Here is a 25,849-nt window from a genome sequence, read left to right as displayed (position 1 = left end):
GAACTGATTTGACTGTTTATTATCGGAGAGAACATTGCAGCCTCGGCACAAAGCCTATGTTTACATGACATGCGGCACACACCTTCTGGTCTTTGATGAGCCCGAGACCAACATTGCAGGCACGCTGCAAGTCCCCGGTGGCACGCTTGATCCCGGCGAAAGTTACCTTCAAGCTGCCAGGCGCGAGTTTGAAGAAGAAACCGGCCTGAGCGTAACCGGTGCCCTCGAGCATTTTGAAGGCCACGATTACTTCTACGACCACTCAAAAACGTTGGATGCTGAACTCCATCGCAGACGTTTTTTCCATCTCAATGTTCAGGAAAAAGCAAAGCAAAACTGGGATCATTACGAGATGACCCCAAATGATGGTGGAGATCCCATCCTCTTTCGCTTCTTCTGGGTTGATTTGGCAAATAACGAAACTAAATCCAAGCTAATGATGCATGGAGGGTTCGATCTCCCTTTGCAGCAGCTTTGCAAACGATTGAACATCGCTCAATAAGGAAAATAACATGGCCATTGCTCTTAACAGGATTGCTGTACTCGGCGGAGGCTCGTGGGGAACAGCGCTCGCACTAGCAGCAGCAAGAGCTGGCCGTGAGGTGATCATCTGGGCGCGTGACGCTGAAACGGTCAACGCAATCAATACCTCCCGGCAGAACCCCAAATATCTGCCGGGTATTGAATGGACGGAACAGATCACAGCCACCAACTCGCTAAAAGAGGCTGTGAGCGAAGCAGACGCCGTTCTGTTGGTGACACCGGCCCAAACAACGCGGGTCATGACGGAAGAGATCAAGTCATTCCTCAAACCCGCAACACCTATTGTCCTTTGCGCAAAAGGCATCGAGCAATCAACCGGTAGTCTGCTGTCTGAGGTTATCAAATCCGTCACGCCAAACGCAATTCCGGCAGCGCTCTCTGGCCCAAGCTTTGCGCATGATGTTGCCAAGGGCCTACCAACCGCTGTTACCATCGCGGCAGAAGATGGCACTGTGGCAGATCAACTCTCCGCAGCGCTCGCGTCCAACAGCTTCCGCCCCTACGCGACGGACGACCTGAAGGGTGTACAGATTGGCGGAGCACTCAAAAACGTGCTTGCAATCGCCTGTGGTGCAGCAGTCGGCTACGGCCTTGGCGCAAGTGCTCAAGCAGCTCTAACCGCCCGCGGATTTGCTGAACTCTCCCGCTTAGGGATGGCGCTGAATGCAAGAAGCGAAACCCTGACCGGCCTCTCCGGCTTAGGCGATCTCGTCCTCACCTGTTCCTCCACTCAATCTCGAAATTTCGCCTTCGGTTTAAAAATTGGCCAAGGAAAAACACCGCAGGAACTGGTAGCTCCCGGACAAAAGCTTGCAGAAGGCGCGCACTCCGCTAATATCGCCGTCGCACTGGCTGCCGAACACGGAGTAGACATGCCAATTGCGGAAGCGGTCTCACAAATCGTAGCAGGAAAGATCGACGTGGCGCAGGCATTAAGCGACTTAATGACGCGCCCCCTCAAACGAGAGACCCACCCCTAATAGAATCCTTTTAATGTGAGAATTGCCTGGTTGTATATCAGGGATCAAATGGTTAGGTTGAAAACCTGCTACTGGAGTATCCAATATGCTGTACGCTCTCATCTGCACTGATAAGGCGCATTCTACAGACCTTCGCCAAAAAACACGGCAAGACCACCTCGATTTTTTAAGCGGTCTTGGTGATCGTTTAAAGGCCGCTGGACCTTTCATGTGCGATGACCTCGTATCTCCGACAGGTTCGTTGGTCATGATTGAAGCTGCGAACAGGGACGAAGCATTGGCAGTAGCTAGTGAAGACCCTTATGCACTCGCTGGTCTCTTTGAATCTGTTGAGATCCGTCCTTGGAACTGGGTATTGAAAAACCCGGAAATTTAAATTTGTTGTAAGTATTTACAACAGAGCAATCTGGAGCACCGGTCTTTCATTGTAGACAGGTGCTCTTTTTAAATGGAGGCAAAGTTGCAATACTGGCTGTTCAAATCCGAACCAAACAAATGGTCTTGGGACCACCAAAAAGCCAAGGGCGAAGAAGGCGAAGAGTGGGACGGCATACGCAACTATCAGGCCCGCAATTTCATGCGCGACATGAAGATCGGCGACCGCGGCTTCTTCTATCACTCCAATATCGGTAAGGAAGTTATCGGCATTGTAGAAGTGTGTGCCCTCATTCATCCAGACTCCACCACGGACGATCCTCGCTGGGAATGCGTAAACATCAAAGCTGTTAAAGACCTGCCGCATACTGTTACGCTGGCACAGGTCAAGGCTGAAGAGCGCCTTCAAGATATGGCTCTGGTAACGTCCATGCGCCTTTCAGTTCAGCCGGTAAAGCCGGAAGAGTGGGCAATCGTTCTGGAAATGGCTGGAATGGACCCGTCTGAGGTCTGATCAACGCTGTAAATCACGGAGCGGCGCAGGTTCATCCTGCTCTCCATGCGCCGTCCATCTATCTCCACCTCGCAGATGAACCGGAGGCCTTATGCTTCCTTTCTCCATTTTGCCAGCGGAACATAAAAACCACATTAAGGACTAGGCCGGCTCACCTCCTCAAAAAAGCCGACAAGCGAGTCCACATTGGCGTTACTTTGAAACACAGATGTCAATTGACACTCCACAAGCACCGTCCGTTTCTCAACTTGAACTGAAAAATCACTGGTCAACGGCCACAGGCTCCAACTGTCTTTCAACGAGTTGTAACGCAACGTTGTGCCGAAAAGACCGCCATTCACCAGAAGATTGATGGATATATTGCGCCGGAAGTCAAAAGGGCCCGTCTCAAACTCAGATCCAGCCGGAAGCAGACTGGCATATCGACTTGCTTTATTGTGAAACATCCAGTGCTGCTTGTCCTCTGAAACATTCCGAAAAACACTTCGATAAATTGCCATGCCGCCTCACTCATTTTTAAAGTTAAACAAACTGCAGTATGTGACCTGACGTCAGCAATAACTTAGTGTGATTAAGCCGTTTCCTTGGTGGTTAAGGGCCAACACCTTCAGTTCGTTTAATTTTACTCAACTGAGCTTTTTGCAACTGATTAGCTCTTGCAATATTTCACTGTGCCGGTCCAAAGTGACATTCATTCTCTTAACTCAATAAGAATCCGAAGTATTTGCGGGAGCAATTATATGCCTACCATCAATCGCCTTGCCGATATGCACGAAGAAATTACAGCCTGGCGCCGTGATTTCCATGAATACCCTGAGGTTCTTTACGAGACACACCGCACCTCCGCAAAAGTCGCGGAGATCCTGAAGGAAATCGGCGTTGATGAAGTGACCTCAGGTGTTGGTCGCACAGGTGTTGTTGGCGTTATCAAAGGCCGCAACGGCGGTGCAGGCAAATCCATCGCTCTCCGGGCTGATATGGATGCCCTTCCTATGCCGGAAGAAACCGGTAAGGAATACGCCTCCAAAAACGAAGGCGCAATGCACGCGTGTGGTCACGATGGCCACACAGCTATGCTGCTGGGCACCGCAAAATACCTTGCTGAAACCCGCAACTTTGATGGCACTGTCAGTGCTGGATGTATTCTCCCCAAAAGCGCTGGTTGAAAATTCCCCACTTTTTCAGCTTTGACTTTTGTTTGAAGGGGCATGCCCCTTCAAACAAAAGTTGGCCAAACTCTCCTCTACGTTCCTGTTGGAAAGAAGGGGTGTGGAGGAGTGGTCAATCTAGGGAAGATCGTAATGATCCATAATTTGAAGCAGCAGGGACTGTCTGTAAGTGCCATAGCGCGCAAAGCCGGGCTGGATAGAAAGACGGTCAGCAAATACTTACACCAAGGCCTTGAAGCTCCTGTCTACGGCCCCCGCCAGCGTGACGGGCGTGTACTGGAGGAATACAAAGGCTATTTACTTGAGCGACTGGAGCGGTTTCCCGGTCTATCTGCCCGGCGCTTGCTTCGTGAGCTGAAGACACTGGGGTTTAAGGGCGGTTACTCCACTGTAACGGAATATCTTCGCCTGATCCGTCCAGCTCCTCCGCATGCATTTGAACGGCGCTTTGAGACAGCACCAGGCCAGCAGGCACAGGTAGATTTTGCTGAGTTTCAGGTGGAGTTCACCAGTGAACCAGATGTGGTGCGAAAAGTCTTTTTGTTTTCAATGGTGCTGAGTAATTCACGGTTTTTGTGGGGGCGCTATTGTGCCAATCAAAAACTAGAGACAGTCCTGCGTTGTCATATCGCGGCCTTTGAGGTCTTCGGCGGAGCGACACTGGAAGTCCTGTATGATCGCATGAAGACAGCCGTTCTGGGAGAGGAGCCAGATGGCACTGTTCTTTTTAATCCTGCTCTTGTCGCTCTTCTGGACCATTATGGCGCTCAGCCGGATGCCTGCCAGCCCTACCGGGCCAAAACCAAGGGCAAGGTGGAGCGGCCATTTCGTTACATCCGGCAGGATTTTTTCCTTGGTCGTACGTTCCGCGATCTGGACGATCTTAATGCCCAGTTCACACGCTGGTGCAAGGAAATTGCCAATGTCCGTGTTCATGCCACCACCAACCGTGTGGTGGGCGAGGTCTTTGGAGAGGAACAGCCCGCTCTGATCCCTTTGCCAGCGCACCCTTATGATGCTGTTTTACTGGTGGAGCGGCGGGTCACGCGTGATGGCATGGTCTCCGTTGGAGGTAATCTTTATTCAGTGCCGGACACCGTTAAGAAACGGATGGTCGAAGTCCAGCATCACCCGCAAGAGGTGCGCATCTATGAAAACGGTCAGCTCATCGCCACCCATCCGGTCATGGAGGGAAAGAACCAGCGCCGGGTTGATCCATGCCATCGCAAGGCTCCTCCACGGGCAACACAGCGCCGTCGTCTGGCTGCGGAGCCAACCAAACACAGCGGTGTAAACCAACGCCCACTGGAGTTCTATGAAGCGGTAGGCCAACGACTTGCCAGTACTGGAGGTAAGCCATGAGTTCGCTCAGTAAACGCATTCAGTCTTCACTGGTAGGCTTAAAAATGCCGCGGGCTTTAGAGGTGCTCGACCACACGCTGAGCCAATTGGAACAAGGGGAACTCACGGCACTGGAGGCCCTGGATTCTCTGCTCAATGAAGAATATTCAACACGCGAGGGCCGCCGTATCGGCGTCGCCCTGACGACAGCGCGGCTTACTCCGATAAAAACACTGGAAAGCTTCGACTTTACCTTCCAGCCCTCGCTGGACAGGGATCGCATCATGGCTCTAGCCGAACTGGAGTTCATCACTCGCAATGAAGTGGTACACTTTCTCGGTCCACCTGGTACAGGAAAGAGCCATCTGGCAACTGCTCTTGGGGTTGCAGCCGTTAAAGCGGGTAAACGGGTGTATCGCATTGCTTTAGCTCACCTCATCGAAGCCTTGGCAAAAGCTGAAAAAGAAGGGCGGTTGACTGAGAAACTACGCTTCTTTGCACGAACTTCACTGCTAATCGTCGATGAAATCGGTTATCTGCCAATTACCAATGGGGGAGCAAACTTGTTCTTCCAGCTCGTCAATGCCAAATATGAAAAGGGATCCATGATCCTCACCTCAAACCGTGGCTTTGCGGAATGGGGTGAGATCTTTGGTGATCGCGTTATTGCCACAGCCCTTCTCGATCGGCTTTTGCATCATGCCGTCGTCATCCAGATCGAAGGTGCTAGTTATCGGTTGCGCAGCCATGCGGACCTCATGCCAGAGCACGTACGGGCTAACGCTTCAATAGCTCCACCTCCACCACCAAAACGACGCGGCAGGCCACCCAAAAAGGAGAGTTAGACCCACAGACAAGGCTGGTCACCAAATACTCAAACTGAGGACTTTCCGTCCAGCACATGTGGGGAAATTTGACTCAGCATTGACATGCACAGTGATCCTCGTGTTCCAGCCAGCTGAAGAAGGCGGTGCAGGCGCAAAAGCGATGATGGATGATGGTCTGTTCACCCGCTGGAATGTAGACGAAATTTACGGCCAGCATAACCAGCCAGGCACTCCGATTGGCCACTTCGGAACACGCACCGGTGCGCTCATGGCCTCAACCGATGAGTTCACAATCACCATCAAAGGTGTTGGCGGCCACGCAGCTTACCCGCACAAAACAATTGACCCGGTTGTCGTCGGCTCTCAGATTGTTTCTGCATTGCAGTCCATTGCATCTCGCAATGTTGGACCTTTGGAATCTGTTGTCATTTCGGTCACGTTCTTTAACGCTGGCACCGCGTACAACATCATCCCGGATACAGCAAAACTGGGCGGCACCATCCGCACACTCAATCAGGACGTCCGCAAGCAAGCTGCTGAGCGGGTGAAACAGGTTGTTGAAGGTGTATGTGCAGCAAATGGCGCTGGCGTTGATTACGAATTCAGCGATGGGTACCCAACCACAGCAAACCACGCTGATCAGACAAAATTTGCGACAACCATCGCGGCAGAAATCGCCGGCAACCCAGACAAAGTTGACACAAACATCGCGCCAACCATGGGCGGCGAAGACTTTGCATACTACTTGGAAGAAAAGCCGGGTGCCTTCATCTTCTTAGGAAATGGCGACTCCGCTGGCTTGCACCATCCAAAATACGACTTCAACGATGAAGCTATTCCTTATGGTTGTTCATATTTTATTAAATTAGTTGAAACCGCAATGCCTACAACCTAAGATGTACCTTACATTTTGGATGCCTCGGTCTCGCGCCGGGGCATCTGTAATTTTATGGGAATTGGGTCACTATCGTGCAGATCTCCAAACAAGATATTGAAATCGCTCATAAACGAATTCAAAAATACATTCGTAAAACCCCATCGATTATTAGCGGCAACGAAACATTTGGCCTGCGTGGTTCCATTTCACTAAAACTGGAGCATCTTCAGCATTCCGGTTCCTTTAAAGCGCGCGGTGCTTTCAATTCATTACTTAACTGCACAGTTCCAGAAGCTGGTATCGCCGCAGCCTCAGGTGGCAACCATGGCGCGGCAGTAGCCTGTGCAGCTCATGCCCTTGGCAAAAAAGCCAAGATTTTCGTCCCGGAAATCTCCAACCCTGCAAAGATCGATAAGATCCGCAGCTTTGGAGCAGATGTTCATGTAGAAGGCGCGGCCTATGCCGACGCAGCAGCCCTCTGCGCTGAATACCGCAAACAGTCCGGCGCGATCGACATTCATCCTTTTGACGCCATTGATACGATCAACGGTCAGGGCACTGTCGCGCGGGAATGGGCGGAACAATGCCCCGATCTGGATACAATCCTTGTCGCAGTTGGCGGCGGTGGCCTCGCAGCTGGTGTCGCAAGCTATTATGCAGATAGCCCAACCAAAATTATCGCAGTTGAGCCATACGGCTCCTGCTCCATGCATGCAGCTTTGGAAGCTGGTGAACCTGTGGATGTGGAGTTGAACAGCATAGCAGCCAACGCTCTTGGCGCAAAACGCTGCGGAGCCTACCCGTTTGCAATTGCCCAAAAGCACATCGCGAATTCAATCCTTGTCACAGATGATTCAATTCTGGCGGCACAGCGTCGCTTATGGAGAGAGATGCAGCTTGTTGTGGAACCGGGCGGTGCAGCAGCGTTGGCAGCACTGATTTCAGGCGTTTACAAGCCGAAAGACGGAGAACGTGTTGGCATCCTCCTCTGTGGCGGAAATGCAGAACTCCTGCAGGTCAACAACACACTGTCTGCCAGATAAGATTTAGGAGCGGCGACCTCCAAAGGATCAGCCGCTCCTAAATAAACTTAAAGAACTTTCCGTAGGAAGCTGCGGGTCCGAGGATCATCAGGACTGGTGAAGATCTTCTCAGGCACCCCTTCCTCAACAATCCGTCCCCCTTCCATAAAGAGAACACGGTCTGCGATTTCGCGGGCAAATGCCATCTCGTGTGTCACGATCAACATAGTTTGATGCGCCTGCGCGACCCGCGTCAGCAACTGCAACACTTCATCAACCCATTCAGGGTCAAGCGCAGAGGTTGGTTCATCAACCAGCATCAGCTCAGCATTACTCGCCATCGCACGGCCAATGCCAACACGCTGTTGCTGTCCGCCAGACAGCGACGCTGGGTACGCATCAACCTTGTCGGCCAAACCAATACTGCGCAGAATTTCGTCGGCTTTATCAAAAGCGGTTTGCTTAGGCTCACCACGAACGGTGATCAAACCTTCCGCGATATTCTCGCGGGCCGTCTTGTTGGCAAACAAAGCATAACTTTGGAATATGAAAGCAGTTCTCAGGCGCATCGCCTTGATCTGAGCAGCACTGGCATTTTGAACATCAATGCTTTCACCATCAAGAATGTACTCACCCTTCTCAGGTATTTCTAGAAAGTTGATACAGCGCAGCAACGTAGACTTACCAGTCCCGGATGGCCCGATAACAGCAATGCGCTCACCTTTTTTAATATCCAGGTCAATCCCGTCAAGGACAGGAACACCATTATAGATTTTTGTGAGCCCGCGGATCTGGATCATCTGGAAACAGCCTTAGATAGTCGGTTTTCAATACGTGCCTGAACGACAGCAAGGCTTTCAACAACAGCCCAGTAGATAAGTGCAACCACGATAAACGTTTCGAAGTAGAGGAAACTACCAGCAGCTTCTTTTTGAGCTGCGCCCATCAACTCAGTCACGCCAAGTGTAAAGGCCAGACTTGTGCTCTTGATCAGATCAATGAAATAGTTGATCAGCGTAGGCGCTGCAACACGCGCTGCTTGTGGTAGGATAATCCGGCGCATCATCTGCCCGGTGGACATCCCGATGGACTTGGACGCCTCCCACTGACTGCGATCCACACCCAAAATAGCGGCCCGAATACTCTCAGCCATATAAGCGGAGAAATGCAGCGTCAGACCGACAATAGCAGCTGAAACCCCGTCAATCACGGCAAGGAATGAGAACAACTGCGGCAGGCCGTAGTAAAACAGAAACAACTGAACCAGCAGCGGCGTTCCACGAAAGAAGCTGATAAAGAGGCGCGTGGCCGCATCCAGAACAGGAAAGCGAACCACGCGAATAATCGCAAACAGCGATGCAAGAATGAGCGCCAGGACCATGGACACACTTGCCATACCCAGAGTTAAGGGTAGGTATTTTAAGAGAACCGGCACAAGGCCGAGCATATAGTCCAGATCTAAGGCGCGCATAATAAGGTCTTATTATTCTTATTTTGGGGAACAGACAGCTTAGTCAGCTTTAGTGATGTCTGTGCCAAACCATTTATTAGAAATCTCAGCAAGTTTGCCAGATGCTTTCAGCTTGGTGATACCATCATTCAGCTTAACAGCAAGAGCTTTACCTTTTTCATCATTACGGAAAGGCAATGCATTGCGGATTTCAGAGAATGGAGCACCAGCAAGTGCCAATGGCAATGGAGTTGCCTTGATAACCTGAGAAGCACTCACCCGGTCCATCACGAAAGCATCCACGCGCCCAAGAGCAGTTTCTTGCTCAATATTGCTATCATATGTCTTGATGGTGATCTCATCAGCATATGGTAGATCACGCAGCAGTTGTTCAAAGTTGGACCCAAGATTCACGGCAACGCTTTTGCCTTTGAGATCTTCAACACCGCTAATTTCCGAATTGCCAGTTTTAACAACAACCTGTGCACCATCGTATACGTATGGCTGAGAGAAGGTGAAGGCCTTCTCGCGCTCAGGCGTAATCGTGATCTGGTTGGAGATCGTGTCAATGCGGCCAGCTTCCAACGCACCAACAAGGCCAGAGAAGCTCATAGTGACGAATTCAACGTCATCACCTGTTTCAGCAACAAGTGCACGAGCGAAGTCAACTTCAAAGCCTTGCAGAACGTCTTGCTTAACAAATGTGAATGGGAAATATCCGCCAGACATGCCCACGCGGATTGTTTCAGCTTGCGCCGGAACGGCAGCCAGAAGGGCAAGAGCAGCAACAGTAGAACGAGAGAACATATCTATTCCTAATTTCTATATTTTTTTGTTGAGCTCGTTTTACCAGAATGAGGAAATTTTTCTACAATTATAGGATATAGATATGAATTTAAGTCATATAAACTAGTAACTAACACCAATAATAGTAATTAATTCCAAAATATTAAGATCTACTAAAATTGATTTTCCTTATGTGCGTCTCACACAGAAATTCATTCGAGCATGGATATCAGGAATACATAGCCGATCGGCTCATATCATAGAAATTTACTGCCCAGAGCGACTCTATAATCAGCAAATTCAGCTGATTTCACTCAGTTTGGAGAACATTTTCCTCCTATCAACTCGCGAGCCAAATATCATCCACCTCTCACAGGCTTCAGACAATAAAAAACGGGCCTCTTTTCAACAAAAGAGGCCCGTGATGCGGTTATAAAAGTGGCTAACTCACCATGTCGAAGAATTCACCTTCCAGCTCACACATATGGGTAAAGCTTTCAGAGATTTCATTTTGACGTTTAACCCGCTCTTCCTCACCAATCGTGTCGATCTCTTTTTTCAACCAATCAATGAACTCACCAAATTCATCAGTTGCCAAAAACGAGATCCACTCCGCCAGATAAGCTCGACCTGGCCGTGGTTTAGATGCTTCGCGGTGTCCCCACTCCCGGTAGATCCACTCCGAAGCAAGCAAGGTTGCCATGCCATCCACATAATGGCCTTTGCCAGCAGTGGAAAGCAGTGTCGCCCCAATCGAGCGGGTCACACTATTAGGTTTTGTACTCTCATAAACCTCAGGTGCAATTCCAAGCTCGATAAATGTACGGTGGAAATAACCAATTTCATTCGAAGTCAACTGATGCGCAAATTCAGAAAGCCGCGCTTTAGAAGCCATATTTGGGGCTTTGGCAATCAGGAAACCAAGCGCTGAAGCCAGGTCCTGAACATAATGATAATCCTCAATCAGATAGCGGGTGAAGGCTGCAGTACTGATTGTGTCATTCCCCACCTCACTGGTGAAAGGATGAGCAATGGCCCTACTCCAGGACCCTTTCGCCGATTTAACCAACCAATCAGTGAAGGTCTCGTCTGAGTGGGTTACCTTGTAATTGGCATAGCTTGCAGTGTTCAGCATTCTCGTGTGCCTCCCAACACATTGTCCTCATGTGTATCTACTTCGAACAATGCCACTCAGAGATAGGCTGCACTAGACGCAAATCACCGTATATGACCCCTGATTTTTAAGGTATTTACGGTGCGCATCCACCTACTTACGACACTTTGCCTGTTAATTACCTGGCAAGTCATGCTCGCCACTCAAACAAAATGTCCGCCGCCCCTTCTTCATTCTCTGAGCCGCTTGTCCGCTTTACTTCCTTAAAGCCATGCGTTTCGTAAAAGGCTCGCCCAATCACGTTCTCAACGAAACACCACAACTGAAGATAGCCGGAGGACTTTGCTTTCGCTTGCGCCAACAACTTGGAACCAATCCCCTCACGGAGGTGCGAAGGGTCCAGATAAAGCTGTTCAATCCAGTCATCTTTGGTGGCCATCATACCGATGATTTGGCCATCTCCCATGACGATCGTCATGTCATTGCTCTTAAAAACTATATTTCGAAAAAACCATAAGTCTTCATCCGGCGTGTGAAGCTTCGGCAAAAAAGAAAGAACTTGATCTCGCGACGACCGGTACACCCTCGCAATCTCAGGAAGGTCCTCATACTGAGCCGCTCTAATTTCCAAAGTCTGCATAATCCCTCCAATACCGGGAGAACTTAGCACTACAAATTTGCAAAGTACTGCGGAGTTATCTGACAGTTAGTTCACCAAACAAAAAGGGCACCCAAAGGTGCCCTCAAAATTCTCAAATAAACGAAATCAGCTTATGCAACGGCTTCGGATTTTGGCTTGATCAAGCCGCGGGCCACCAGAAGTTCGGCAATCTGCACAGTGTTCAGAGCCGCGCCTTTACGCAGGTTATCTGAAACAATCCACATATTCAGGCCGTTCTCAACAGTCGCATCTTCGCGGATACGGGAAACGTAGGTCGCATCTTCACCAGCACACTCGTATGGAGTGATGTAGCCACCATCCTCGTGCTTATCAATCACCAGAACACCCGGCGCTTCACGCAGGAGATCGCGTGCTTCTTCAGCGGAAAGTGGATTTTCCAGCTCTATATTCACGCTCTCTCCATGCCCAACAAACACAGGAACACGAACAGCAGTACAGGTCACTTTGATGGCTGGATCGAGGATCTTCTTGGTTTCCGCAAGAACCTTCCACTCTTCCTTGGTGTAACCATCCTCCATAAAATCATCGATATGCGGGATCACGTTAAACGCGATGCGTTTAGTGAACTTATGGGACTCAACTGGATCATTTACGAAAATAGCTCGGGTCTGGTTAAACAGCTCGTCCATTGCATCTTTACCGCCACCAGAAACGGACTGGTAAGTGGAGACAACAAGGCGCTTAATGCCAGCTTGTTCGTGGATTGGATTCAGAGCAACAACCAGCTGTGCAGTAGAACAGTTAGGGTTCGCAATGATGTTTTTCTTCTTGAAATCAACGATATCGTCAGGATTCACTTCAGGTACGATGAGCGGCACGTCCTGATCATAACGCCATGCAGAAGAGTTATCGATGACAACACAGCCTTTAGCTGCGATCTTCGGAGCCCATTCTTTTGCAACAGAGCCACCAGCAGACATGAGGCAAATATCCACGTCGGAGAAATCAAAATTCTCCATCGCTTTAACTTTCAGCGTTCTGTCACCAAAGGAAATTTCTTTGCCCTGAGACCGGCGAGATGCCAGTGCAATCACTTCATCAGCTGGGAAGCCGCGCTCTGCTAAAATGTCGAGCATTTCCGCACCCACATTGCCGGTAGCACCTGCAATCGCAATCTTATAACCCATTGGTCTTATCCTCTTCGTCTCCCCCGCTGGCTTCCGGAGGCTGACTGCGCCCGGTGAGCCCTCTGGCACCCTCCCTCCCGGGGAGAACGCGGGAAAGAGAAGCACCTTAGACGGTGGTCTTTGTCGTTTTAGTGATGGTTGTCTTGGTAGTCGTCGCGGTCAATGTGGCAGCCGACATCATGCCCGCAGCTTTAGCTGCAATGCGCATAGTTTTTGTCATGTCGGTCTTACGAAGAAACATTCCGCGTAACTCTTTCCCAATAATAGATCGCCAGTTTCATGCCTTCACACGCATCATTTGTCAACTCCCTTTGGCGGCACGACCCTCCACGGTTGGCTAACCGTGGCGCCAATGTATCAACAAAACCGAGGATTTTCGGGACTTCCCAAGGAAGAACTTTCATTCAGGCCAATAAACCTGATGTAAGCTCAACAATGAGAACCAGCGCAAGGCCTCACTTAACATCCTGAAAAGCCATCACCTGCTGTCCGCCAATCGATAAACACATCAGCTCAGGGACACAGCTGCCCGAATCCAATTGAGAAGCCCACCTCCCGGTCAGCAACAGGCACCACTTGCGCACCGGCCTGACAGGCCACAGAGTTGCAGTAGAAAAGCAATCCACAATAACAGTCGCGGTATACCCCTCACGGCATGCATTTCCACCCCATTCCAAATGCACAAAGTCAGCCATAAGCAGTCTCTCCCTGATAAAACCGTGGGCACACAATAAAGTACGCCAATCAATCCTTGCGTCGCTCTCAATCTACAATCAGGTTGAATGGAGCGATCAAAATCACAACGGAATAATGATGGATCTACTTTACCAATTGCAAGCACTTGCTGCTGATCTTGAACGCTCCCAGCTTCCTGAGGTTTTCAAATACGCATGGTGGGTTTATCCGGCAATCAACACAGGCCACATCGTTGGCCTTGCGCTATTGTTCGGCTCCATTGTTCCGCTGGACCTGCGCATGATGGGTATGTGGCGCTCAATTCCACTGCATGATCTAGCCCGCCCGCTTACAAAAATGGCGCTTCTAGGGAGCCTGATCGCCATCACAACAGGCGTTTTTCTGCTTTCCGCCAAAGCTCAGGTCTACATCAACTCACCCATATTCTGGGCAAAGTCTGGTTTCTTCACGCTGGCCCTGCTCAACGCGTTGATGCTGCGTTTTAACAAACCATGGCGTTATCTGGCCCAAGTAGATTCTAGAGGCACAATCCCACGCTTCAAAACAACGGGCTTCATCTCACTGTTCAGCTGGCTCGGCGTGCTCATCTGCGGACGGCTGTTCGGCTACTTATAACCGCCAAACACCAAGACTACCGAGGTTACAATGATCATTCGTGCTGAACAAACTCAGGATGAAGCTTTCATTCGCGCACTTATCTATGCCGCGTTTGAAAATCATCCCCATCATGAGAGTGGCGCAAAGCCAACAGAGCATCTGATTGTTGACCTGCTGCGGGCCAATGGTGAGCTTACTCTGTCATTGGTTGCTGAAGAGGCTGAAATGCTTTTGGGACACATTGCCTTTTCGCCCGTCACAAACGATGGAAACAGCCTTGGTTGGTTTGGTCTTGGCCCAGTTGCAGTCAGCCCTGATCATCAAAGCAAGGGCATTGGCAAGCAACTCATCACCGAAGGCATGGCACAGCTCCAAAGGCTCGGCGCAAAAGGCATCGTTCTATTGGGAGAGCCGGGCTATTACGGTCAGTTCGGCTTCCAACCTGTTGATAGGCTAATCCTGCCGGGCGTACCCGCGCAGTATTTCATGGCAAAACCAATTGATGGTGCTACGCCCTCAGGCACTGTTGCCTATTCAGAAGCATTTTCTGCGATTTAGTCTGAACCCTAGCGTTCACAGCTCAACGGCACAGCTTTCTCAAACGGTTCATTAGAAGGTGTGAGCTCGCCACTATCAATGCCCATCGGTTCATAAGGCGGGTCCGTTGGTATGCCGGGATTGGTCAGGTGAAGGGTGTAGCACCCTGCAAAGACCTGAAATTTCCCATCACTGGTGTGAGAGCGGATCGCGACCGGCAACGCCCAGTAAATCTGACCCGCGCCAGGGTCCGGCTGCGTGATGCCATACCTCAACTCAACGGATGTTGTTGTCGCATAGCCTTTCTGAAAATCCTCAAAACTCTGCTTGGGAGACCTCAGATAGGTGAATGCCTGAACATAGGCCTTGCGGTTGATCGCGTTGTAATAGCTCTCCATCAGACTTTGCGGAGTGCTGCGGTCATCCATGTATGGAATGCCTTGAAACACTAAAGCTTGCGATCCGGCGGCGGATGCAAAAACGGTCAGGCCGCCTCCAATACAAAGGCATAACCCGACCGCTTTTTTCAAATTTCTCATAGCCACTCTCCCTGTCTGATCTGGTTGCTTATGCAGCAGACTAAACCGGCAGGCCTAGAGTCCTCTTAAGGCGCTTAGTGGGCGCGCACATAAACCGCTTCGTTGGTAAACGATCCCGCATCCAGCAAATGCACCGTCTGGTAAATTGTCAACTGGGTGCTGTCATCATTCAGCTCACGCTTGGCAACCATAACGGTCAACCCGCCGCGCTTAGCTTCTGATGTCAGAATATGCCCCATTTCAAGGCTCAAACTGAGAGTATCGGCAAACGGATTCTGCGGCATTGTGCGGTCTTCACCATCCGGGATACCCGCAAAGTTTGCTTCCACAGTCTCTCCGTCATCTTCAACGGTTTTCATGAAGAAACCGATTTCACCATTCTTCTCAAGAATTTTCATGCTGCCACCCAGCGGCACACCACCCTGCTCGTATTGAGAGAGGTCTGGATCAAGGATCCATGTGCCAAGGAAGGGATTCAAACGTTCGTCCATGCTCTGTCTTTCAGCAATTCTATGCAGTGAGTGTCTTGGCCAAGGCTTATGCCGCACCAGAAGAAACAGCGCAACCATGAGCTTTGCCAAACTCCGTGATTAACACTGTCTCGCAAAACTCAAAAAAACCAAAGTTAAATCCGCATGCGCATCTAACCGATGCCTTCGCACCCTTGTCGTAGCATCAAGCGCAAGAGGATTGCCCATTCCAGAAAGTGCATACCAGTTCCCAGAAGAAAATATGCTCAGACCCAAGGCTCAGGAGGCCCCATGATCAGACGCTTTGCCAACAAATCCTTTGCGCTGCTTAAGCTCACCATCGCAACAACTGCACTTCTCGTGCAACCAATCGTCGCAAATGCCTGCACCAGCTTTGTCCTGACCACCACAGATGAAAAGCACATGTATGGCCGGACCATGGAATTTGGCCAGCTTATTCCAACAAAGATTGGATTGATCCCGCGTGATTACAAGTACCAGTCCGAGATCGACGGCAAACCGGGCTACAGCTGGAAAGGCTCAATCGCTGTGATTGGCGCAAGGGTCTTTAGCGGCACAACCATAGCGGATGGCATGAACGAATATGGCCTGACCGGTGGCATCCTCTACTTTCCCGGCTTTGCAAGTTACAAAGACCCGGCAAAAAGCGCGAGCGACCGCGCGCAAGAGCTCAACCAGATCGACTTTCTCGCCTGGGCCCTCTCCAACTTCAAAACGGTCGAAGAGGTCAAAGCCAATCTAGATAAAATATCTCTGGTCGGCGTTTACAACGAAACACTAAAGGTCGTTCCACCAGTACACTATACTCTGCATGATGCAGCAGGCTTTTCCATTGTCATAGAGCCGGTTGATGGGGAATTAAAGGTCTACGATAATCCGTACACCGTGCTCACAAACTCACCCAGTTTTGAGTGGCATGTTCAAAATATCCGCAACTACATCAATCTTTCGCCCTACAACATCGGCACAACCGACATCTTAGGTCAGGAAGTATCCCCGTTTGGTCAGGGCTCAGGCCTGCTGGGCATTCCGGGAGATCCAACCCCACCCTCACGCTTTATCCGCGCTATTGGCTTTATCTCCACCATTGATGCCGCGGAGCTGAACAAGAGTCGCCTCCTCACCACAGAGCATGTGCTGAACAACTTCGACATTCCCAAAGGGTTCGTTCGCCCAGCTATCTCTCCAATTCAGCAAAAAGAAGAGATCAGCGACTACACCCAGTGGAGCGTCATCGCGGATCTGGAAGAGAAGCTGTATTACATCAAGACCTACGAGAACCAGACACTCTTTAAAATCAGTTTTGATGATTTCGACGTGTCAGGAACAGAAATGAAACTGGTCGACCTACCAGGACCAGTCCCATCTGTGCCATTGATTAAACCAGCTCAATAAGCCATGCGAAAACAGGGCCTCCAATCTGATGGAGGCCCTGTTTCAAAATCTATTCGTCTGATTGCTTAACTTATGCAGAAACGCCAACAAGAGCGTTCAGCTCAGCAATAATCGCATCACCCATCTCGCTGGTAGAAACAGTCGCCTCATCAGCGTTTGCGATGTCTTTGGTGCGCAGGCCCTTATCCAAAGCGTTGGAGATCGCTTTTTCCAGCATATCTGCCTCAGCGATCTTCTGGAACGAGTAGCGCAGTGCCATAGCAAAGCTTGCAATCATCGCAATCGGGTTCGCAGCGCCAGTCCCGGAGATATCTGGTGCAGAGCCATGCACAGGCTCATACATTGCTTTGCGCTTGCCAGTCGCAGCATCTGGAGCACCCAAGGATGCAGATGGCAACATGCCAAGAGAACCGGTCAGCATCGCTGCAATGTCAGAGAGCATATCGCCAAACAGGTTATCCGTGACGATCACGTCGAACTGTTTCGGCCAACGCACCAGCTGCATACCACCAGCATCCGCCAGCATATGTTCCAGTGTCACGTCAGAGTAGTTGGCCTTGTGCGTTGCAGTTACAACATCGTTCCAGAGCACGCCGGACTTCATCACATTGCGTTTTTCCATGGAACAAACTTTGTTGCCACGGGTCCGCGCCAGATCGAAAGCAACGCCTGCAATGCGGTCAATCTCGTAGGTGTCATAAACCTGCGTATCGATACCGCGCTTCTGGCCATTGCCAAGATCAATGATCTCTTTTGGTTCACCGAAGTAAACACCGCCGGTCAACTCGCGAACGATCAGGATGTCCAGACCTTCGATGATATCCTTCTTCAAAGAAGAGGCGTCCGCCAGCGCAGGGTAACAAATCGCAGGGCGCAGGTTCGCAAACAAGCCAAGATCTTTACGCAGGCGCAGCAAGCCAGCTTCAGGGCGGTGCTCATAAGGCACGCTATCCCATTTAGGGCCGCCAACAGCACCAAAAATAACAGCGTCAGCAGCCTCTGCTTTCACCATATCTTCTTCAGAGATAGCAACGCCATGTGCGTCGTATGCGCTCCCACCAACAAGGCCTTCGTCATACTCGTAAGTATCTTCGCCCTGTCCGTTGAGCCAAGCGATAACCTTTTTCACCTCGACCATGATTTCCGGACCAATTCCGTCACCAGGAAGAAGAAGAAGTGTGTTGGTAGCCATGGGTCAATATCCCCGTTTACTGCAAATTGAAGTTGCCCATTTGTGCCGTTTCACCTCGCTCATTGCAAGGCTCAATAATTCAACGAAAATGGATGGGTTCTCAACTATTCCCAGCTGGATACGTTTTCTCAAAGACTTCGTGTTATAAAACCATTCTGGTAAAGATATAAAACTAAGGCACTGTAAAATATGCATAGTTTATTGGTCATTGGTGGGTCTGGTTTCGTTGGCGCAGCGCTTGTACCCATGTTGCTTTCGAGGGGCTACACTGTAACCCTGCTCAACAGAGGCTCACGACCTATCCCCGGTACAGCCCAACTAACTGCGGATCGCAACGACCTGAAGGCCATGCAGCGGGTTGCGCAGAAGTTCGAAGCTGTGATTGACACCAGCGCCTATACCAAACGACAGGCAGAAATCGCCTTCTCCGTTTTCGGGCATCACGCCAAAAAGTGGATCCACCTGTCCAGCGCAGCAGTTTACAAAGAAACCAGAGATCATCTACCAAGCGAGAAAGATTGCATTGGCGGCGCAGCTGTTTGGGGTGAATACGGCAGAGAGAAATCTGCGGCTGACCATTTCCTGCTCAATCAGGATATTACACAAGCAGTCGCCATTCGCCCGCCCTACCTTTATGGCCCGAACAATGACATTGATCGCGAGCAATTCGTTTGGGCACGCGCCCTCACAAAGCGCCCCATTATTCTGCCTGCTGATGGTCAAACCAAACTACAGTTTTTGCATGAGGATGATCTGGCAAGCTTCATTCTGCATCTGCTCGCGTTACATTCCATGCCAACCGGCGCAATCAATCTGGCAGATCCGCATATCCTGACCATTGAAAAGTGGGTCAAGACACTCTGCGATATTGCAGAGCTCACACCGGAAATCCTCCTCGGCTATGAGATAGCACCCAATATACCAGCGCGAGAATATTTCCCTTACACAGACTACGACTGCGCCTTAGATGTAACCAACTATCAGGAAAACTTCGACTGGCAGCCACACTACAAGCTACGAGAAGGTTTCACGCACACATTCAACAGCTATTCCAGAGAAGAGCTTGCAAGAAGCTCCCCTTCAACAACGGCTGAAAAAACTATTGAATATTAGTCCTCAGATACAGCAAGCCTATTGGTATCTGCCGTGCCGTGCCAGCATCTCAATGCGGTATCCATCAGGGTCACTCACAAAGAAGAACCGTGCCAACAGCTTTCCTTCCACAATGAATTCTTTGACATCTTCTGGCGCAAGCCCTTCCGCTTGAAAACGCTTGTGCTCAGCATCAAGGTTATCAACGCAGAACGCAATGTGACCATACCCGTCACCAAGCGTGTACGCCTCAGTGCGGTCTTTGTTAACGGTGAGCTCAACCTCAAAGTCATTTTCCGCATTGCGCAGATAAACCAGCGTGAAGCTGTCGAAATCCAACCGCTCAGCCACGTCCAGCCCAAATGCAGTGCGATAAAACGCAACTGAGCGCGCCTCATCCAAAACCCGGATCATCATGTGAATTGCTTTTGCCATGGGAAGGACCTCTTCAGCATTAAACTTTGGATCACTGGTAAATCTTCGGGATGGCCCTCGTCAAGCGCAACAACCACACTTTGCATTTCTTGCTCTATGTACTTGACCCTCTTGCCCTAAGCGGAACCGCGATCTATGGTTCTGGCTGGTCAGGGCACCCGCCGCTCGCAAGCATTCTGCTTTGGTGAAGTTCCATTTTTCAACATCAAACCGCACATATTTTGCGGTTCGTTGGCAACGCGAGCACCAGCATTTCCCCGCATCAGAAACTGAAAGTCGTTTTGATGTCTACAATATCTCCGCCTAAGCCAGACAATATATTCTTGTCTGGTTCCATACCGCTATTGTTTGTCAAAACCGCAGTACCGCTCACAATTGTGATGCTGGTCAACGGTCTTCACACAGTCGTCGATGCCTATTTTTTAGGAACCTATGTCGGCACTGAAGCCTTAACGGGCGTCACACTCATGTTCCCACTGTTCATGGTGCTTGTTGCGTTGTTCACCTTGGTGTCCAACGGCTTCGCCAGCATATATTCCAGAGCGTTAGGGGCAAATAACCACCGCACCGCAAAGAGGATCATCGACAGCTCAATCTTCCTCTCCTTGATTGTCTGCGCAGCACTCATCCTGTTTTTCATCACGCTTGGGTTCAAGCTCGCGCTCTTTCTAACCAATGGCTCTTCAGAGTTGGCAGAGACTGGCTATCTCTACATGGCTATTCTCATCATTGGGTCACCAGTGGGGTTTGTGCTCTCCATCAACATCGACAGACTTCGCTGCGAAGGCCTGTTATCTCTGATGGCGGCAATCACTCTGGGGTCTGCGTTCCTGAATATCTTTTTTGATTGGTTGTATGTTGCACAGTTTGGGTGGGGCGTGGCCGGGTCAGCTTATGGCACACTCACCGCACAGTTGTTCTCATTGGTAGCTATGGTCACCTACTACACGGTGAAGCACAAGCACTTCTCCTTCTTCAGATGGAGACCTGTCCGCTTTCAGTGGAACTCCCTGCTCGCACTCGGTATTCCGCACAGCCTTGGGTATATTGGCGTATCACTGCTGGCCGCTGCAACACTATATGCCCTGCAACTTTGGGCCGGAAACGACTACGAAACAATTGCAGGCGCCTATGGCATCACAACAAGAATGTCGACCTTCACGTTTTTGCCTCTGCTCGGCCTCAGTATGGCGCTTCAATCCATAGTGGGAAACAACCACGGTGCGCAAAAACATGACAGAACAGCAAGCTCAATAAAGACCGCGATCATTATCGCTCTCATTTATTGTAGTGTCGTGCAGGTGCTGTACTTCCTGTTCAGCGCGCAACTCGGAGCCATATTTGTCGATGACCCCAAGATCATTGCAGACGTAGCCCGTATTACGCCTATCATCACCATGGTCTTCTTTCTGTTTGGCCCGTTGATGATGATCGGCGCCTTCTTTCAAGCCATTGGTGATGCATCTCGTGCCAGTATTTTGATGTTGTCGAGAACATACATGTTCTCAATTCCCCTCACTTTCCTTTTGCCGTTGGCAACAGGCGAAAGCGGAATTTGGTACAGCGGCGTCATCGCAGAGTTCTTGCTCCTTGGCCTCACACTGGTTGTCCTCGCCACACGCAAAAGCCCAATGAGTCCCAAGCCCGCAGTGGCGAGTTAGAGTCCATTCTCCCTGATAAATTCTATCAGAAAGAAATAGGCACAAGTATCTCCAGCAAATAACGTCCCCCGCAGTGCGCGTTGCACCTGCGGGGGATTAAAATACACTTTTTCCGTCAAGGTGTACCAAACAAGACAGTAACACCTCGTTTGACCCGCTAGATCTCAAAGTCAACAGCTCCACCCCCGAAGGTGAGAAGATTACGTCTTCCACAAAAGGTAGAGCACATGACGACTTACACTTTACAAGGTGAGGCGAGCGGGACTTTATGACTGATTTAGTGAACACGTTACTTACCGAGGTTGGCAACAGAATCGGGTTTGACGACTTCTCTTTAAATGCAGAGAACCAGCTTTTCCTTGGTCTGGAAAACGAACTCACCATGAGCATCATCTGGCGCGAAGAGACAGAAACCCTACTTTTCAACTCTCTCGTAAATTCGCGAGAGGGCAACAATCTGCAACTGCTGCAAACGCTGATGCAGGCCAATTGCGTTTTCGCTGACAGCCATGCCATGGCCTTCAACATCAGTCCGGCCAACAATCACATCAACCTTTCCATGGTTGTGACGATCTCTGACAGATCTTCCTATGCCCTGCACAACAAGCTGGACATGTTTATTAGAACCGCTGCCGCCTGGCACAGTTCCCTCAAAAATCCGGAGGCATTAGCCCCGAATTGGGAACACCCGAACCTCACCAAAATCAACAACAACAACAATGACTTTGAAACATTTGGAGCCAGAGTATGAGCGCGATTGAACTCTCCAGCTTTGTAAACGCAGCACAGATCGACAGTGGGTTGGACAAGCTGCATACAGTAGAAAACGCAGTAACAGAGCGCACGTCCCACACTGCTGTCGGCGGTAAGCTGCTCTCATGGGCCAAACTCAACACCACAGGCGACAGCCAAAAATCAGCGGACCAATCCCGTTTTCAGGAAGCTCTGAAGGACAAATTCGGCGCAGAAGTTGGCGAAGCAGCCTACAATGCCTTCGCACCATCTGACGGCAAATCTCACAGCCTGACGAAAACGCAGGTTCTGGACAGTGTTGAATTCGGCCTGACCAAAGAAGAAAACAACACCAAACAGCAAAATAAGGATGCCGGCTCAGATATCCTCGCTGGCACCCGTAAAACCTATGGCGATGCCGTCGCTGCTAAGGTGACCACACTGCTGGAAGGGTCCAGCAAATTTGCTAGGACAAGTGAAAACACAGGTCAACTCAAAGAAACAATCGGCGAAATCGCAAAAGGCGTCTTTCAGGAACATCTTGGCCTCATCAACGAAGACATCACAGCTAGAATTAGCCAGCTCAAAGAACCCGGTGCTCTTGAAGCGATAGCTACGAGCGCATCGATTGACATCGATTGGGGTACTGTAAGTGCAGAAGACAAAACTGCGTTGCTGGCCAATCTGGAAAAAAAGCTGATAAAGCAAAGCCACGCAAACCCGCAGGAACCCAAAGCCAGACAATTCGTGAATGATGAAAAAGTTGATTTGGCCACCACAAACCAGCTTCAAATTCTCTCCGAAATAAAAACAGCTCTGCCGGGCAGCGAGTTCTTCAATCGAGTTTTAGGTGACCTTGGTCTTTCTCCAGAGGACATCAGCGAACAGGTACAAGGCAAACTTGCTGATGACCTATCTCATGAGCTGCAAATCATATTGGGCGAAGACGGCACCAAAGAGATCAAAGGTGACCTCAAAAGCACCGAGAAAAAGATCATTCTTCAAGCTGTTTCCATGGCCCTTCTAAAAGACGTTTCCAGAGCGGAAGCGAAAACTCCCGAATTTACAGCAGCGATTTCGCACTTCGATACGGAAGGTGACCCCAAAACAACCGCCTATTTGGAGAAGTTGCTTTCGCACCTTGCCAGAAGTCAGGTCGAGGCCGACATGTTAGCAGGTAAATCCTTTAGCGAAGTCGGAGGCGTGGCAGGGGCCACGAAAGCAGAAGTCTGGAACCAGTTGACGCATCTGGAAACTGCCAGCAACGCTCTCGAAGAATTCGTCGGTCTCCTGGCCGATCAGGAGTTGGATGCGAGCAAGTTTGGTGAAGTTGCGAAGAGTTATGCAGAAAACGCAAAGTCCAGTGGTGCAGATGATATCGGGAAAATCTTGGATATTCAGCTAAATAAGATTTTCAAAGAGCAACCTGAGGCAAAGCAGCAGCTTCTACAAGCAGTCGAAAACGGGCAGCTGCTCAACCATGCGAATGCATTAGGTGCAGGAATTAACTTGCTAAGAGACACAGTTGAAAACCAGCTGATTGTTAAAGCCAATCGCGATGGCATCGATCCCGACTATGCCGTTTTGGAGGTAAATACTCTCACAGCAACAGCTACTCGGCCAATCGATTACCTGCTCTCCAATTTCGTTGCCACAATTTCAAATCAGGAAAAGCTACCCGTCGTCAACGCTCAGGCAGATCTGGCAAATCTCAGTGAAACTGGGCAGGCGCAAAAAGATGTTGCAGTGAAACATAACGAGCAAGTGGATCAGAAATACAACAGCATTATGCAGGCTTTCGCAGATCCTCAGGAAGACAAGGAAAACGGAAGCAAAGTCGCAGCTGGACTAGCTCTGAACCTCCAAGACCAATTTAGAGATTACGGAATCACCGTTACATTCTAGCCGAATGTAACATACCTAAATGCTGGCAACTCCCTCATTGCCGGCATTTAGGTATTCAGCCAAACCTTGACTTAAAGCAGGATAACCGTAGCGCCTGAAAGCGAGAGGATCGCCCCGCCCCACGCCAAGGGATGCGGCATGTTTCCGGTTCGAAACCACAACAGCGGCAAAATAAACACCGGAGAGAGTGATCCGAGAACAGTCGCGATCGCCGCATCATAATGCGCGTACGCGTAAAGCAGCAGCAAGACTGAAATCCCGTAGCCGATAAAACCGGGAACACTCACGCGCAGCAGCAGCAGCCAATTCATCTTAGCAATTGGACGCACCGCCGCCAACGGCATCAACCCAACCAGCGAAACCACAAAGGCCGCCCCGGTTATACGCACGGCTGAAGCCGCCAAAGGCTCGGTATCTGCGCTCAAAACGGGTTTTAAGATAAGAAACCCAAATCCCTGCGATGCAGCAGCAATAATCCCCAGCACGATGATCAACGGCAAGTCACCGCTGGTCGCAGACTTCTCGTCCTGACCAGGTCCACCAAAAAGGATCGCGAGACAAATCCCGAAGAGTGCAATCGCAATACCAGCAATCTCCCCCAAACTCAGCGTTTCATCCAGAAACACAAAGGCAAGAACAGCAACAATTGGCGTCTTGAGAGAAATCAGGAGCTCAGTTTTCCGCGGTCCGGCTCGGCGCAAACATTCCATCATGGCGAGATTGCCAATGATCACGCTTAAAATCACACTCATGGCGAACGCCGGCCATTGCGTCCAATCCACACTCTGCCAATAGCCCAGCGCCGTGCATAGTGCGCACAATATCCCACCAGAGGTGAGCAATTGAATGGGCGTAAACTCAAAGACACCAACAGTTTTCACGGGTGTATGAGCCAGCATTGAGCCGCACGCCCACCCGAAAGACGCAGCAACAGCAGATGACACCGCTAAAACAACCATAGCAAAACTCCCCAAGTGTGCTACAATAAACGTAGCAAAAAGGAAAATCCTATGTCCGCACAGATACCAAAGACCGGAAAACCGGTCAGAGGCTCAAAATCCGGCAAACCAATTATGGTCCTGTTTGATCTGCTGGGAAGGCGTTGGGCGCTGGGAATCGTCTGGAACCTATCGAGCGGTCCACAAACCTTCCGCAGCCTGCAATCCAACTGTGACTCCGTCTCTCCCACAGTCCTCAACACGCGCCTGAAAGAACTCCGAGAATGCGGGATCGTGACAACAGGCGAGAACGGCTATGAATTATCCGAGCAAGGAAGAGAGCTGTTTGTCTATCTGGAACCGCTCGGCGCATGGTCACAAACATGGTCCCACGCAGCAACAAAGGAACCGCAATGAAATTCAACCACGTTGGCATTCCCACAACTGAGAGGTTTGAAGGTGAGATCCCATTGCCTCACCTGCACATGACGGTAAGCGATCACAAAAACAATCCCTACGGCATCCAATGGCAACGTTACGACAAAGACGCACCCTATCCAAAACTGGTGAAGACAGTCGCCCATGTTGCGTTTGAGGTTGAGAATCTGGAGGACGCGCTGAAAGGCCAGAAGGTCATCATCACCCCCAACTCCCCCATTGAGGGACTAGTCGTGGCCTTCATAGAGGTCAACGGCGCACCAATTGAGCTGATGGAAGTGGACCGCACCCGTTGCGCGGAAGAGATCTAACCCAGCCGCACTCCTAACAGCAGCTTAATTCTACAGCAGTGCTTCCCACCTGCTCTCTCAGTCTTTTTTCAGGCCCACAATTT

Annotated in this window: 30 protein-coding genes and 1 pseudogene; 18 read left to right on the top strand and 13 right to left on the bottom strand. The window is 50.3% G+C overall.

The features are described from left to right. Positions 1-34: 34 nt before the first annotated feature. The 4 genes from BLS62_RS21480 to BLS62_RS21465 all read left to right on the top strand — a co-directional run bounded on the left by BLS62_RS21480 (position 35) and on the right by BLS62_RS21465 (position 2,412). Complete coding sequence (locus BLS62_RS21480; protein WP_244283606.1) at positions 35-502, top strand: NUDIX hydrolase; 468 nt, start codon at positions 35-37, stop codon at positions 500-502. A 10-nt stretch (positions 503-512) separates the two neighbouring features. After that, positions 513-1,523 carry an NAD(P)H-dependent glycerol-3-phosphate dehydrogenase gene (locus BLS62_RS21475; RefSeq protein WP_093185676.1) on the top strand — a complete coding sequence of 337 codons (1,011 nt, stop codon included), beginning with the start codon at positions 513-515 and terminating at the stop codon, positions 1,521-1,523. Between the two features lie 85 nt (positions 1,524-1,608). After that, complete coding sequence (locus BLS62_RS21470; RefSeq protein WP_093185671.1) at positions 1,609-1,899, top strand: YciI family protein; 291 nt, start codon at positions 1,609-1,611, stop codon at positions 1,897-1,899. An 84-nt stretch (positions 1,900-1,983) separates the two neighbouring features. After that, positions 1,984-2,412 (top strand): EVE domain-containing protein, encoded by a 429-nt coding sequence (locus BLS62_RS21465; protein ID WP_093189355.1) that lies wholly within the window; start codon positions 1,984-1,986, stop codon positions 2,410-2,412. A gap of 134 nt (positions 2,413-2,546) precedes the next feature. Here BLS62_RS21465 and BLS62_RS21460 read toward each other — a convergent pair whose 3' ends face one another. Then, complete coding sequence (locus BLS62_RS21460) at positions 2,547-2,912, bottom strand: hypothetical protein (protein ID WP_093185666.1); 366 nt, start codon at positions 2,910-2,912, stop codon at positions 2,547-2,549. A 240-nt stretch (positions 2,913-3,152) separates the two neighbouring features. Between BLS62_RS21460 and BLS62_RS21455 the strand changes: the two are divergent. The 5 genes and pseudogenes from BLS62_RS21455 to BLS62_RS21435 form a co-directional block, all read left to right on the top strand. Then, a pseudogene (locus tag BLS62_RS21455) lies at positions 3,153-3,539 on the top strand (M20/M25/M40 family metallo-hydrolase); the annotation flags it as partial. A gap of 150 nt (positions 3,540-3,689) precedes the next feature. Next, positions 3,690-4,943: an IS21 family transposase gene (gene istA / locus BLS62_RS21450; RefSeq protein ID WP_093176876.1), complete on the top strand. Its 1,254-nt coding sequence runs from the start codon at positions 3,690-3,692 to the stop codon at positions 4,941-4,943. After that, positions 4,940-5,767 (top strand): IS21-like element helper ATPase IstB, encoded by an 828-nt coding sequence (gene istB, locus BLS62_RS21445; protein ID WP_093175407.1) that lies wholly within the window; start codon positions 4,940-4,942, stop codon positions 5,765-5,767. Before istA ends, istB begins: the two co-directional genes overlap by 4 nt. Positions 5,768-5,792: 25 nt before the next feature. After that, the gene (locus tag BLS62_RS21440) at positions 5,793-6,644 is read left to right on the top strand and encodes an amidohydrolase (protein WP_208991228.1); all 852 of its coding nucleotides are present in this window, start codon (positions 5,793-5,795) and stop codon (positions 6,642-6,644) included. A gap of 74 nt (positions 6,645-6,718) precedes the next feature. Next, complete coding sequence (locus tag BLS62_RS21435) at positions 6,719-7,669, top strand: threonine/serine dehydratase (protein WP_093185658.1); 951 nt, start codon at positions 6,719-6,721, stop codon at positions 7,667-7,669. Positions 7,670-7,716: 47 nt separating this feature from the next. Here the strand turns inward: BLS62_RS21435 and BLS62_RS21430 are convergent, their stop codons facing one another. From BLS62_RS21430 to BLS62_RS32620, 7 genes are all read right to left on the bottom strand, one after another. Next, complete coding sequence (locus BLS62_RS21430; protein ID WP_093185654.1) at positions 7,717-8,448, bottom strand: amino acid ABC transporter ATP-binding protein; 732 nt, start codon at positions 8,446-8,448, stop codon at positions 7,717-7,719. Further along, positions 8,445-9,119 carry an amino acid ABC transporter permease gene (locus BLS62_RS21425; protein ID WP_093185650.1) on the bottom strand — a complete coding sequence of 225 codons (675 nt, stop codon included), beginning with the start codon at positions 9,117-9,119 and terminating at the stop codon, positions 8,445-8,447. Before BLS62_RS21425 ends, BLS62_RS21430 begins: the two co-directional genes overlap by 4 nt. A gap of 39 nt (positions 9,120-9,158) precedes the next feature. Beyond that, positions 9,159-9,905 (bottom strand): amino acid ABC transporter substrate-binding protein, encoded by a 747-nt coding sequence (locus tag BLS62_RS21420; protein WP_093185645.1) that lies wholly within the window; start codon positions 9,903-9,905, stop codon positions 9,159-9,161. Between the two features lie 421 nt (positions 9,906-10,326). Then, entirely contained in the window at positions 10,327-11,019 is a 693-nt protein-coding gene (locus BLS62_RS21415) for a TenA family protein (protein WP_093185642.1), read from the bottom strand. Between the two features lie 169 nt (positions 11,020-11,188). Continuing rightward, positions 11,189-11,638: a GNAT family N-acetyltransferase gene (locus BLS62_RS21410; RefSeq protein WP_093185639.1), complete on the bottom strand. Its 450-nt coding sequence runs from the start codon at positions 11,636-11,638 to the stop codon at positions 11,189-11,191. 131 nt (positions 11,639-11,769) lie between these two features. Further along, entirely contained in the window at positions 11,770-12,807 is a 1,038-nt protein-coding gene (locus BLS62_RS21405; protein ID WP_093185635.1) for an aspartate-semialdehyde dehydrogenase, read from the bottom strand. A 106-nt stretch (positions 12,808-12,913) separates the two neighbouring features. Next, complete coding sequence (locus BLS62_RS32620; RefSeq protein WP_280141866.1) at positions 12,914-13,048, bottom strand: hypothetical protein; 135 nt, start codon at positions 13,046-13,048, stop codon at positions 12,914-12,916. Positions 13,049-13,617: 569 nt separating this feature from the next. Here BLS62_RS32620 and BLS62_RS21400 point away from each other — a divergent pair. Next, positions 13,618-14,118, top strand: coding sequence for a hypothetical protein (locus BLS62_RS21400; protein ID WP_093185627.1), 501 nt, complete (start codon positions 13,618-13,620; stop codon positions 14,116-14,118). A gap of 30 nt (positions 14,119-14,148) precedes the next feature. Further along, complete coding sequence (locus BLS62_RS21395) at positions 14,149-14,658, top strand: GNAT family N-acetyltransferase (protein ID WP_093185624.1); 510 nt, start codon at positions 14,149-14,151, stop codon at positions 14,656-14,658. Positions 14,659-14,666: 8 nt separating this feature from the next. On the opposite strand, the gene BLS62_RS21390 is transcribed toward BLS62_RS21395, so the two are convergent. Both BLS62_RS21390 and BLS62_RS21385 read right to left on the bottom strand, forming a co-directional pair. Further along, positions 14,667-15,176 (bottom strand): hypothetical protein, encoded by a 510-nt coding sequence (locus BLS62_RS21390; RefSeq protein ID WP_208991009.1) that lies wholly within the window; start codon positions 15,174-15,176, stop codon positions 14,667-14,669. Positions 15,177-15,250: 74 nt separating this feature from the next. After that, positions 15,251-15,667 carry a hypothetical protein gene (locus tag BLS62_RS21385; protein WP_093185620.1) on the bottom strand — a complete coding sequence of 139 codons (417 nt, stop codon included), beginning with the start codon at positions 15,665-15,667 and terminating at the stop codon, positions 15,251-15,253. 270 nt (positions 15,668-15,937) lie between these two features. Here BLS62_RS21385 and BLS62_RS21380 point away from each other — a divergent pair, with 270 nt between their 5' ends. Continuing rightward, on the top strand, positions 15,938-17,062 hold the full coding sequence (locus BLS62_RS21380; protein ID WP_093185617.1) for a linear amide C-N hydrolase: 1,125 nt from the start codon (positions 15,938-15,940) through the stop codon (positions 17,060-17,062). Between the two features lie 70 nt (positions 17,063-17,132). Here the strand turns inward: BLS62_RS21380 and leuB are convergent, their stop codons facing one another. Beyond that, the gene (gene leuB, locus BLS62_RS21375; RefSeq protein WP_093185612.1) at positions 17,133-18,254 is read right to left on the bottom strand and encodes a 3-isopropylmalate dehydrogenase; all 1,122 of its coding nucleotides are present in this window, start codon (positions 18,252-18,254) and stop codon (positions 17,133-17,135) included. 189 nt (positions 18,255-18,443) lie between these two features. On the opposite strand from leuB, the gene BLS62_RS21370 reads away from it, so the two are divergent. Further along, a complete protein-coding gene (locus tag BLS62_RS21370) occupies positions 18,444-19,367 on the top strand; it encodes an NAD-dependent epimerase/dehydratase family protein (protein WP_093185607.1) in 924 nt (307 codons plus the stop codon). Positions 19,368-19,385: 18 nt separating this feature from the next. Here the strand turns inward: BLS62_RS21370 and BLS62_RS21365 are convergent, their stop codons facing one another. Beyond that, positions 19,386-19,781 carry a VOC family protein gene (locus tag BLS62_RS21365; protein WP_093185602.1) on the bottom strand — a complete coding sequence of 132 codons (396 nt, stop codon included), beginning with the start codon at positions 19,779-19,781 and terminating at the stop codon, positions 19,386-19,388. Between the two features lie 284 nt (positions 19,782-20,065). On the opposite strand from BLS62_RS21365, the gene BLS62_RS21360 reads away from it, so the two are divergent. From BLS62_RS21360 to BLS62_RS21350, 3 genes are all read left to right on the top strand, one after another. Next, on the top strand, positions 20,066-21,442 hold the full coding sequence (locus BLS62_RS21360; protein ID WP_093189349.1) for an MATE family efflux transporter: 1,377 nt from the start codon (positions 20,066-20,068) through the stop codon (positions 21,440-21,442). Between the two features lie 268 nt (positions 21,443-21,710). Further along, positions 21,711-22,193, top strand: coding sequence for a CesT family type III secretion system chaperone (locus BLS62_RS21355; RefSeq protein ID WP_093185596.1), 483 nt, complete (start codon positions 21,711-21,713; stop codon positions 22,191-22,193). Then, the gene (locus BLS62_RS21350; protein WP_093185591.1) at positions 22,190-24,079 is read left to right on the top strand and encodes a hypothetical protein; all 1,890 of its coding nucleotides are present in this window, start codon (positions 22,190-22,192) and stop codon (positions 24,077-24,079) included. Before BLS62_RS21355 ends, BLS62_RS21350 begins: the two co-directional genes overlap by 4 nt. Before the next feature lie 71 nt (positions 24,080-24,150). Here the strand turns inward: BLS62_RS21350 and BLS62_RS21345 are convergent, their stop codons facing one another. Continuing rightward, positions 24,151-25,038 carry a DMT family transporter gene (locus BLS62_RS21345; RefSeq protein ID WP_093185587.1) on the bottom strand — a complete coding sequence of 296 codons (888 nt, stop codon included), beginning with the start codon at positions 25,036-25,038 and terminating at the stop codon, positions 24,151-24,153. A gap of 51 nt (positions 25,039-25,089) precedes the next feature. Here BLS62_RS21345 and BLS62_RS21340 point away from each other — a divergent pair, with 51 nt between their 5' ends. Both BLS62_RS21340 and BLS62_RS21335 read left to right on the top strand, forming a co-directional pair. Continuing rightward, positions 25,090-25,434 (top strand): winged helix-turn-helix transcriptional regulator, encoded by a 345-nt coding sequence (locus tag BLS62_RS21340; RefSeq protein ID WP_093185584.1) that lies wholly within the window; start codon positions 25,090-25,092, stop codon positions 25,432-25,434. Further along, the gene (locus BLS62_RS21335; protein WP_093185580.1) at positions 25,431-25,766 is read left to right on the top strand and encodes a VOC family protein; all 336 of its coding nucleotides are present in this window, start codon (positions 25,431-25,433) and stop codon (positions 25,764-25,766) included. The genes BLS62_RS21340 and BLS62_RS21335 overlap by 4 nt, the downstream gene beginning before the upstream one ends. The last annotated feature ends 83 nt before the right edge of the window (positions 25,767-25,849 follow it).

The sequence above is a fragment of the Pseudovibrio sp. Tun.PSC04-5.I4 genome (assembly GCF_900104145.1).
In the GTDB taxonomy this organism is placed as follows: Bacteria; Pseudomonadota; Alphaproteobacteria; order Rhizobiales; family Stappiaceae; genus Pseudovibrio.
Note: the sequence above shows the minus strand (reverse complement) of the source record. Positions and strands in the feature narration are given on the sequence as shown.

Excerpts from the sequence above, each read along its gene's own strand:
- BLS62_RS21475 (WP_093185676.1), top strand. The coding sequence starts at position 513 with ATGGCCATTGCTCTTAACAGGATTGCTGTACTCGGCGGAGGCTCGTGG.
- BLS62_RS21430 (WP_093185654.1), bottom strand. The coding sequence starts at position 8,448 with ATGATCCAGATCCGCGGGCTCACAAAAATCTATAATGGTGTTCCTGTC.
- BLS62_RS21405 (WP_093185635.1), bottom strand. The coding sequence starts at position 12,807 with ATGGGTTATAAGATTGCGATTGCAGGTGCTACCGGCAATGTGGGTGCG.
- BLS62_RS21355 (WP_093185596.1), top strand. The coding sequence starts at position 21,711 with ATGACTGATTTAGTGAACACGTTACTTACCGAGGTTGGCAACAGAATC.
- BLS62_RS21395 (WP_093185624.1), top strand. The coding sequence starts at position 14,149 with ATGATCATTCGTGCTGAACAAACTCAGGATGAAGCTTTCATTCGCGCA.
- BLS62_RS21390 (WP_208991009.1), bottom strand. The coding sequence starts at position 15,176 with ATGAGAAATTTGAAAAAAGCGGTCGGGTTATGCCTTTGTATTGGAGGC.
- BLS62_RS21470 (WP_093185671.1), top strand. The coding sequence starts at position 1,609 with ATGCTGTACGCTCTCATCTGCACTGATAAGGCGCATTCTACAGACCTT.
- BLS62_RS21350 (WP_093185591.1), top strand. The coding sequence starts at position 22,190 with ATGAGCGCGATTGAACTCTCCAGCTTTGTAAACGCAGCACAGATCGAC.
- BLS62_RS21370 (WP_093185607.1), top strand. The coding sequence starts at position 18,444 with ATGCATAGTTTATTGGTCATTGGTGGGTCTGGTTTCGTTGGCGCAGCG.
- BLS62_RS21385 (WP_093185620.1), bottom strand. The coding sequence starts at position 15,667 with ATGGACGAACGTTTGAATCCCTTCCTTGGCACATGGATCCTTGATCCA.
- BLS62_RS21410 (WP_093185639.1), bottom strand. The coding sequence starts at position 11,638 with ATGCAGACTTTGGAAATTAGAGCGGCTCAGTATGAGGACCTTCCTGAG.
- BLS62_RS21335 (WP_093185580.1), top strand. The coding sequence starts at position 25,431 with ATGAAATTCAACCACGTTGGCATTCCCACAACTGAGAGGTTTGAAGGT.
- BLS62_RS21345 (WP_093185587.1), bottom strand. The coding sequence starts at position 25,038 with ATGGTTGTTTTAGCGGTGTCATCTGCTGTTGCTGCGTCTTTCGGGTGG.
- BLS62_RS21400 (WP_093185627.1), top strand. The coding sequence starts at position 13,618 with ATGATGGATCTACTTTACCAATTGCAAGCACTTGCTGCTGATCTTGAA.
- BLS62_RS21365 (WP_093185602.1), bottom strand. The coding sequence starts at position 19,781 with ATGGCAAAAGCAATTCACATGATGATCCGGGTTTTGGATGAGGCGCGC.
- istB (WP_093175407.1), top strand. The coding sequence starts at position 4,940 with ATGAGTTCGCTCAGTAAACGCATTCAGTCTTCACTGGTAGGCTTAAAA.
- leuB (WP_093185612.1), bottom strand. The coding sequence starts at position 18,254 with ATGGCTACCAACACACTTCTTCTTCTTCCTGGTGACGGAATTGGTCCG.
- BLS62_RS21425 (WP_093185650.1), bottom strand. The coding sequence starts at position 9,119 with ATGCGCGCCTTAGATCTGGACTATATGCTCGGCCTTGTGCCGGTTCTC.
- BLS62_RS21420 (WP_093185645.1), bottom strand. The coding sequence starts at position 9,905 with ATGTTCTCTCGTTCTACTGTTGCTGCTCTTGCCCTTCTGGCTGCCGTT.
- BLS62_RS21460 (WP_093185666.1), bottom strand. The coding sequence starts at position 2,912 with ATGGCAATTTATCGAAGTGTTTTTCGGAATGTTTCAGAGGACAAGCAG.
- BLS62_RS21340 (WP_093185584.1), top strand. The coding sequence starts at position 25,090 with ATGTCCGCACAGATACCAAAGACCGGAAAACCGGTCAGAGGCTCAAAA.
- BLS62_RS21360 (WP_093189349.1), top strand. The coding sequence starts at position 20,066 with ATGTCTACAATATCTCCGCCTAAGCCAGACAATATATTCTTGTCTGGT.
- BLS62_RS21380 (WP_093185617.1), top strand. The coding sequence starts at position 15,938 with ATGATCAGACGCTTTGCCAACAAATCCTTTGCGCTGCTTAAGCTCACC.
- BLS62_RS32620 (WP_280141866.1), bottom strand. The coding sequence starts at position 13,048 with ATGTTTCTTCGTAAGACCGACATGACAAAAACTATGCGCATTGCAGCT.
- BLS62_RS21415 (WP_093185642.1), bottom strand. The coding sequence starts at position 11,019 with ATGCTGAACACTGCAAGCTATGCCAATTACAAGGTAACCCACTCAGAC.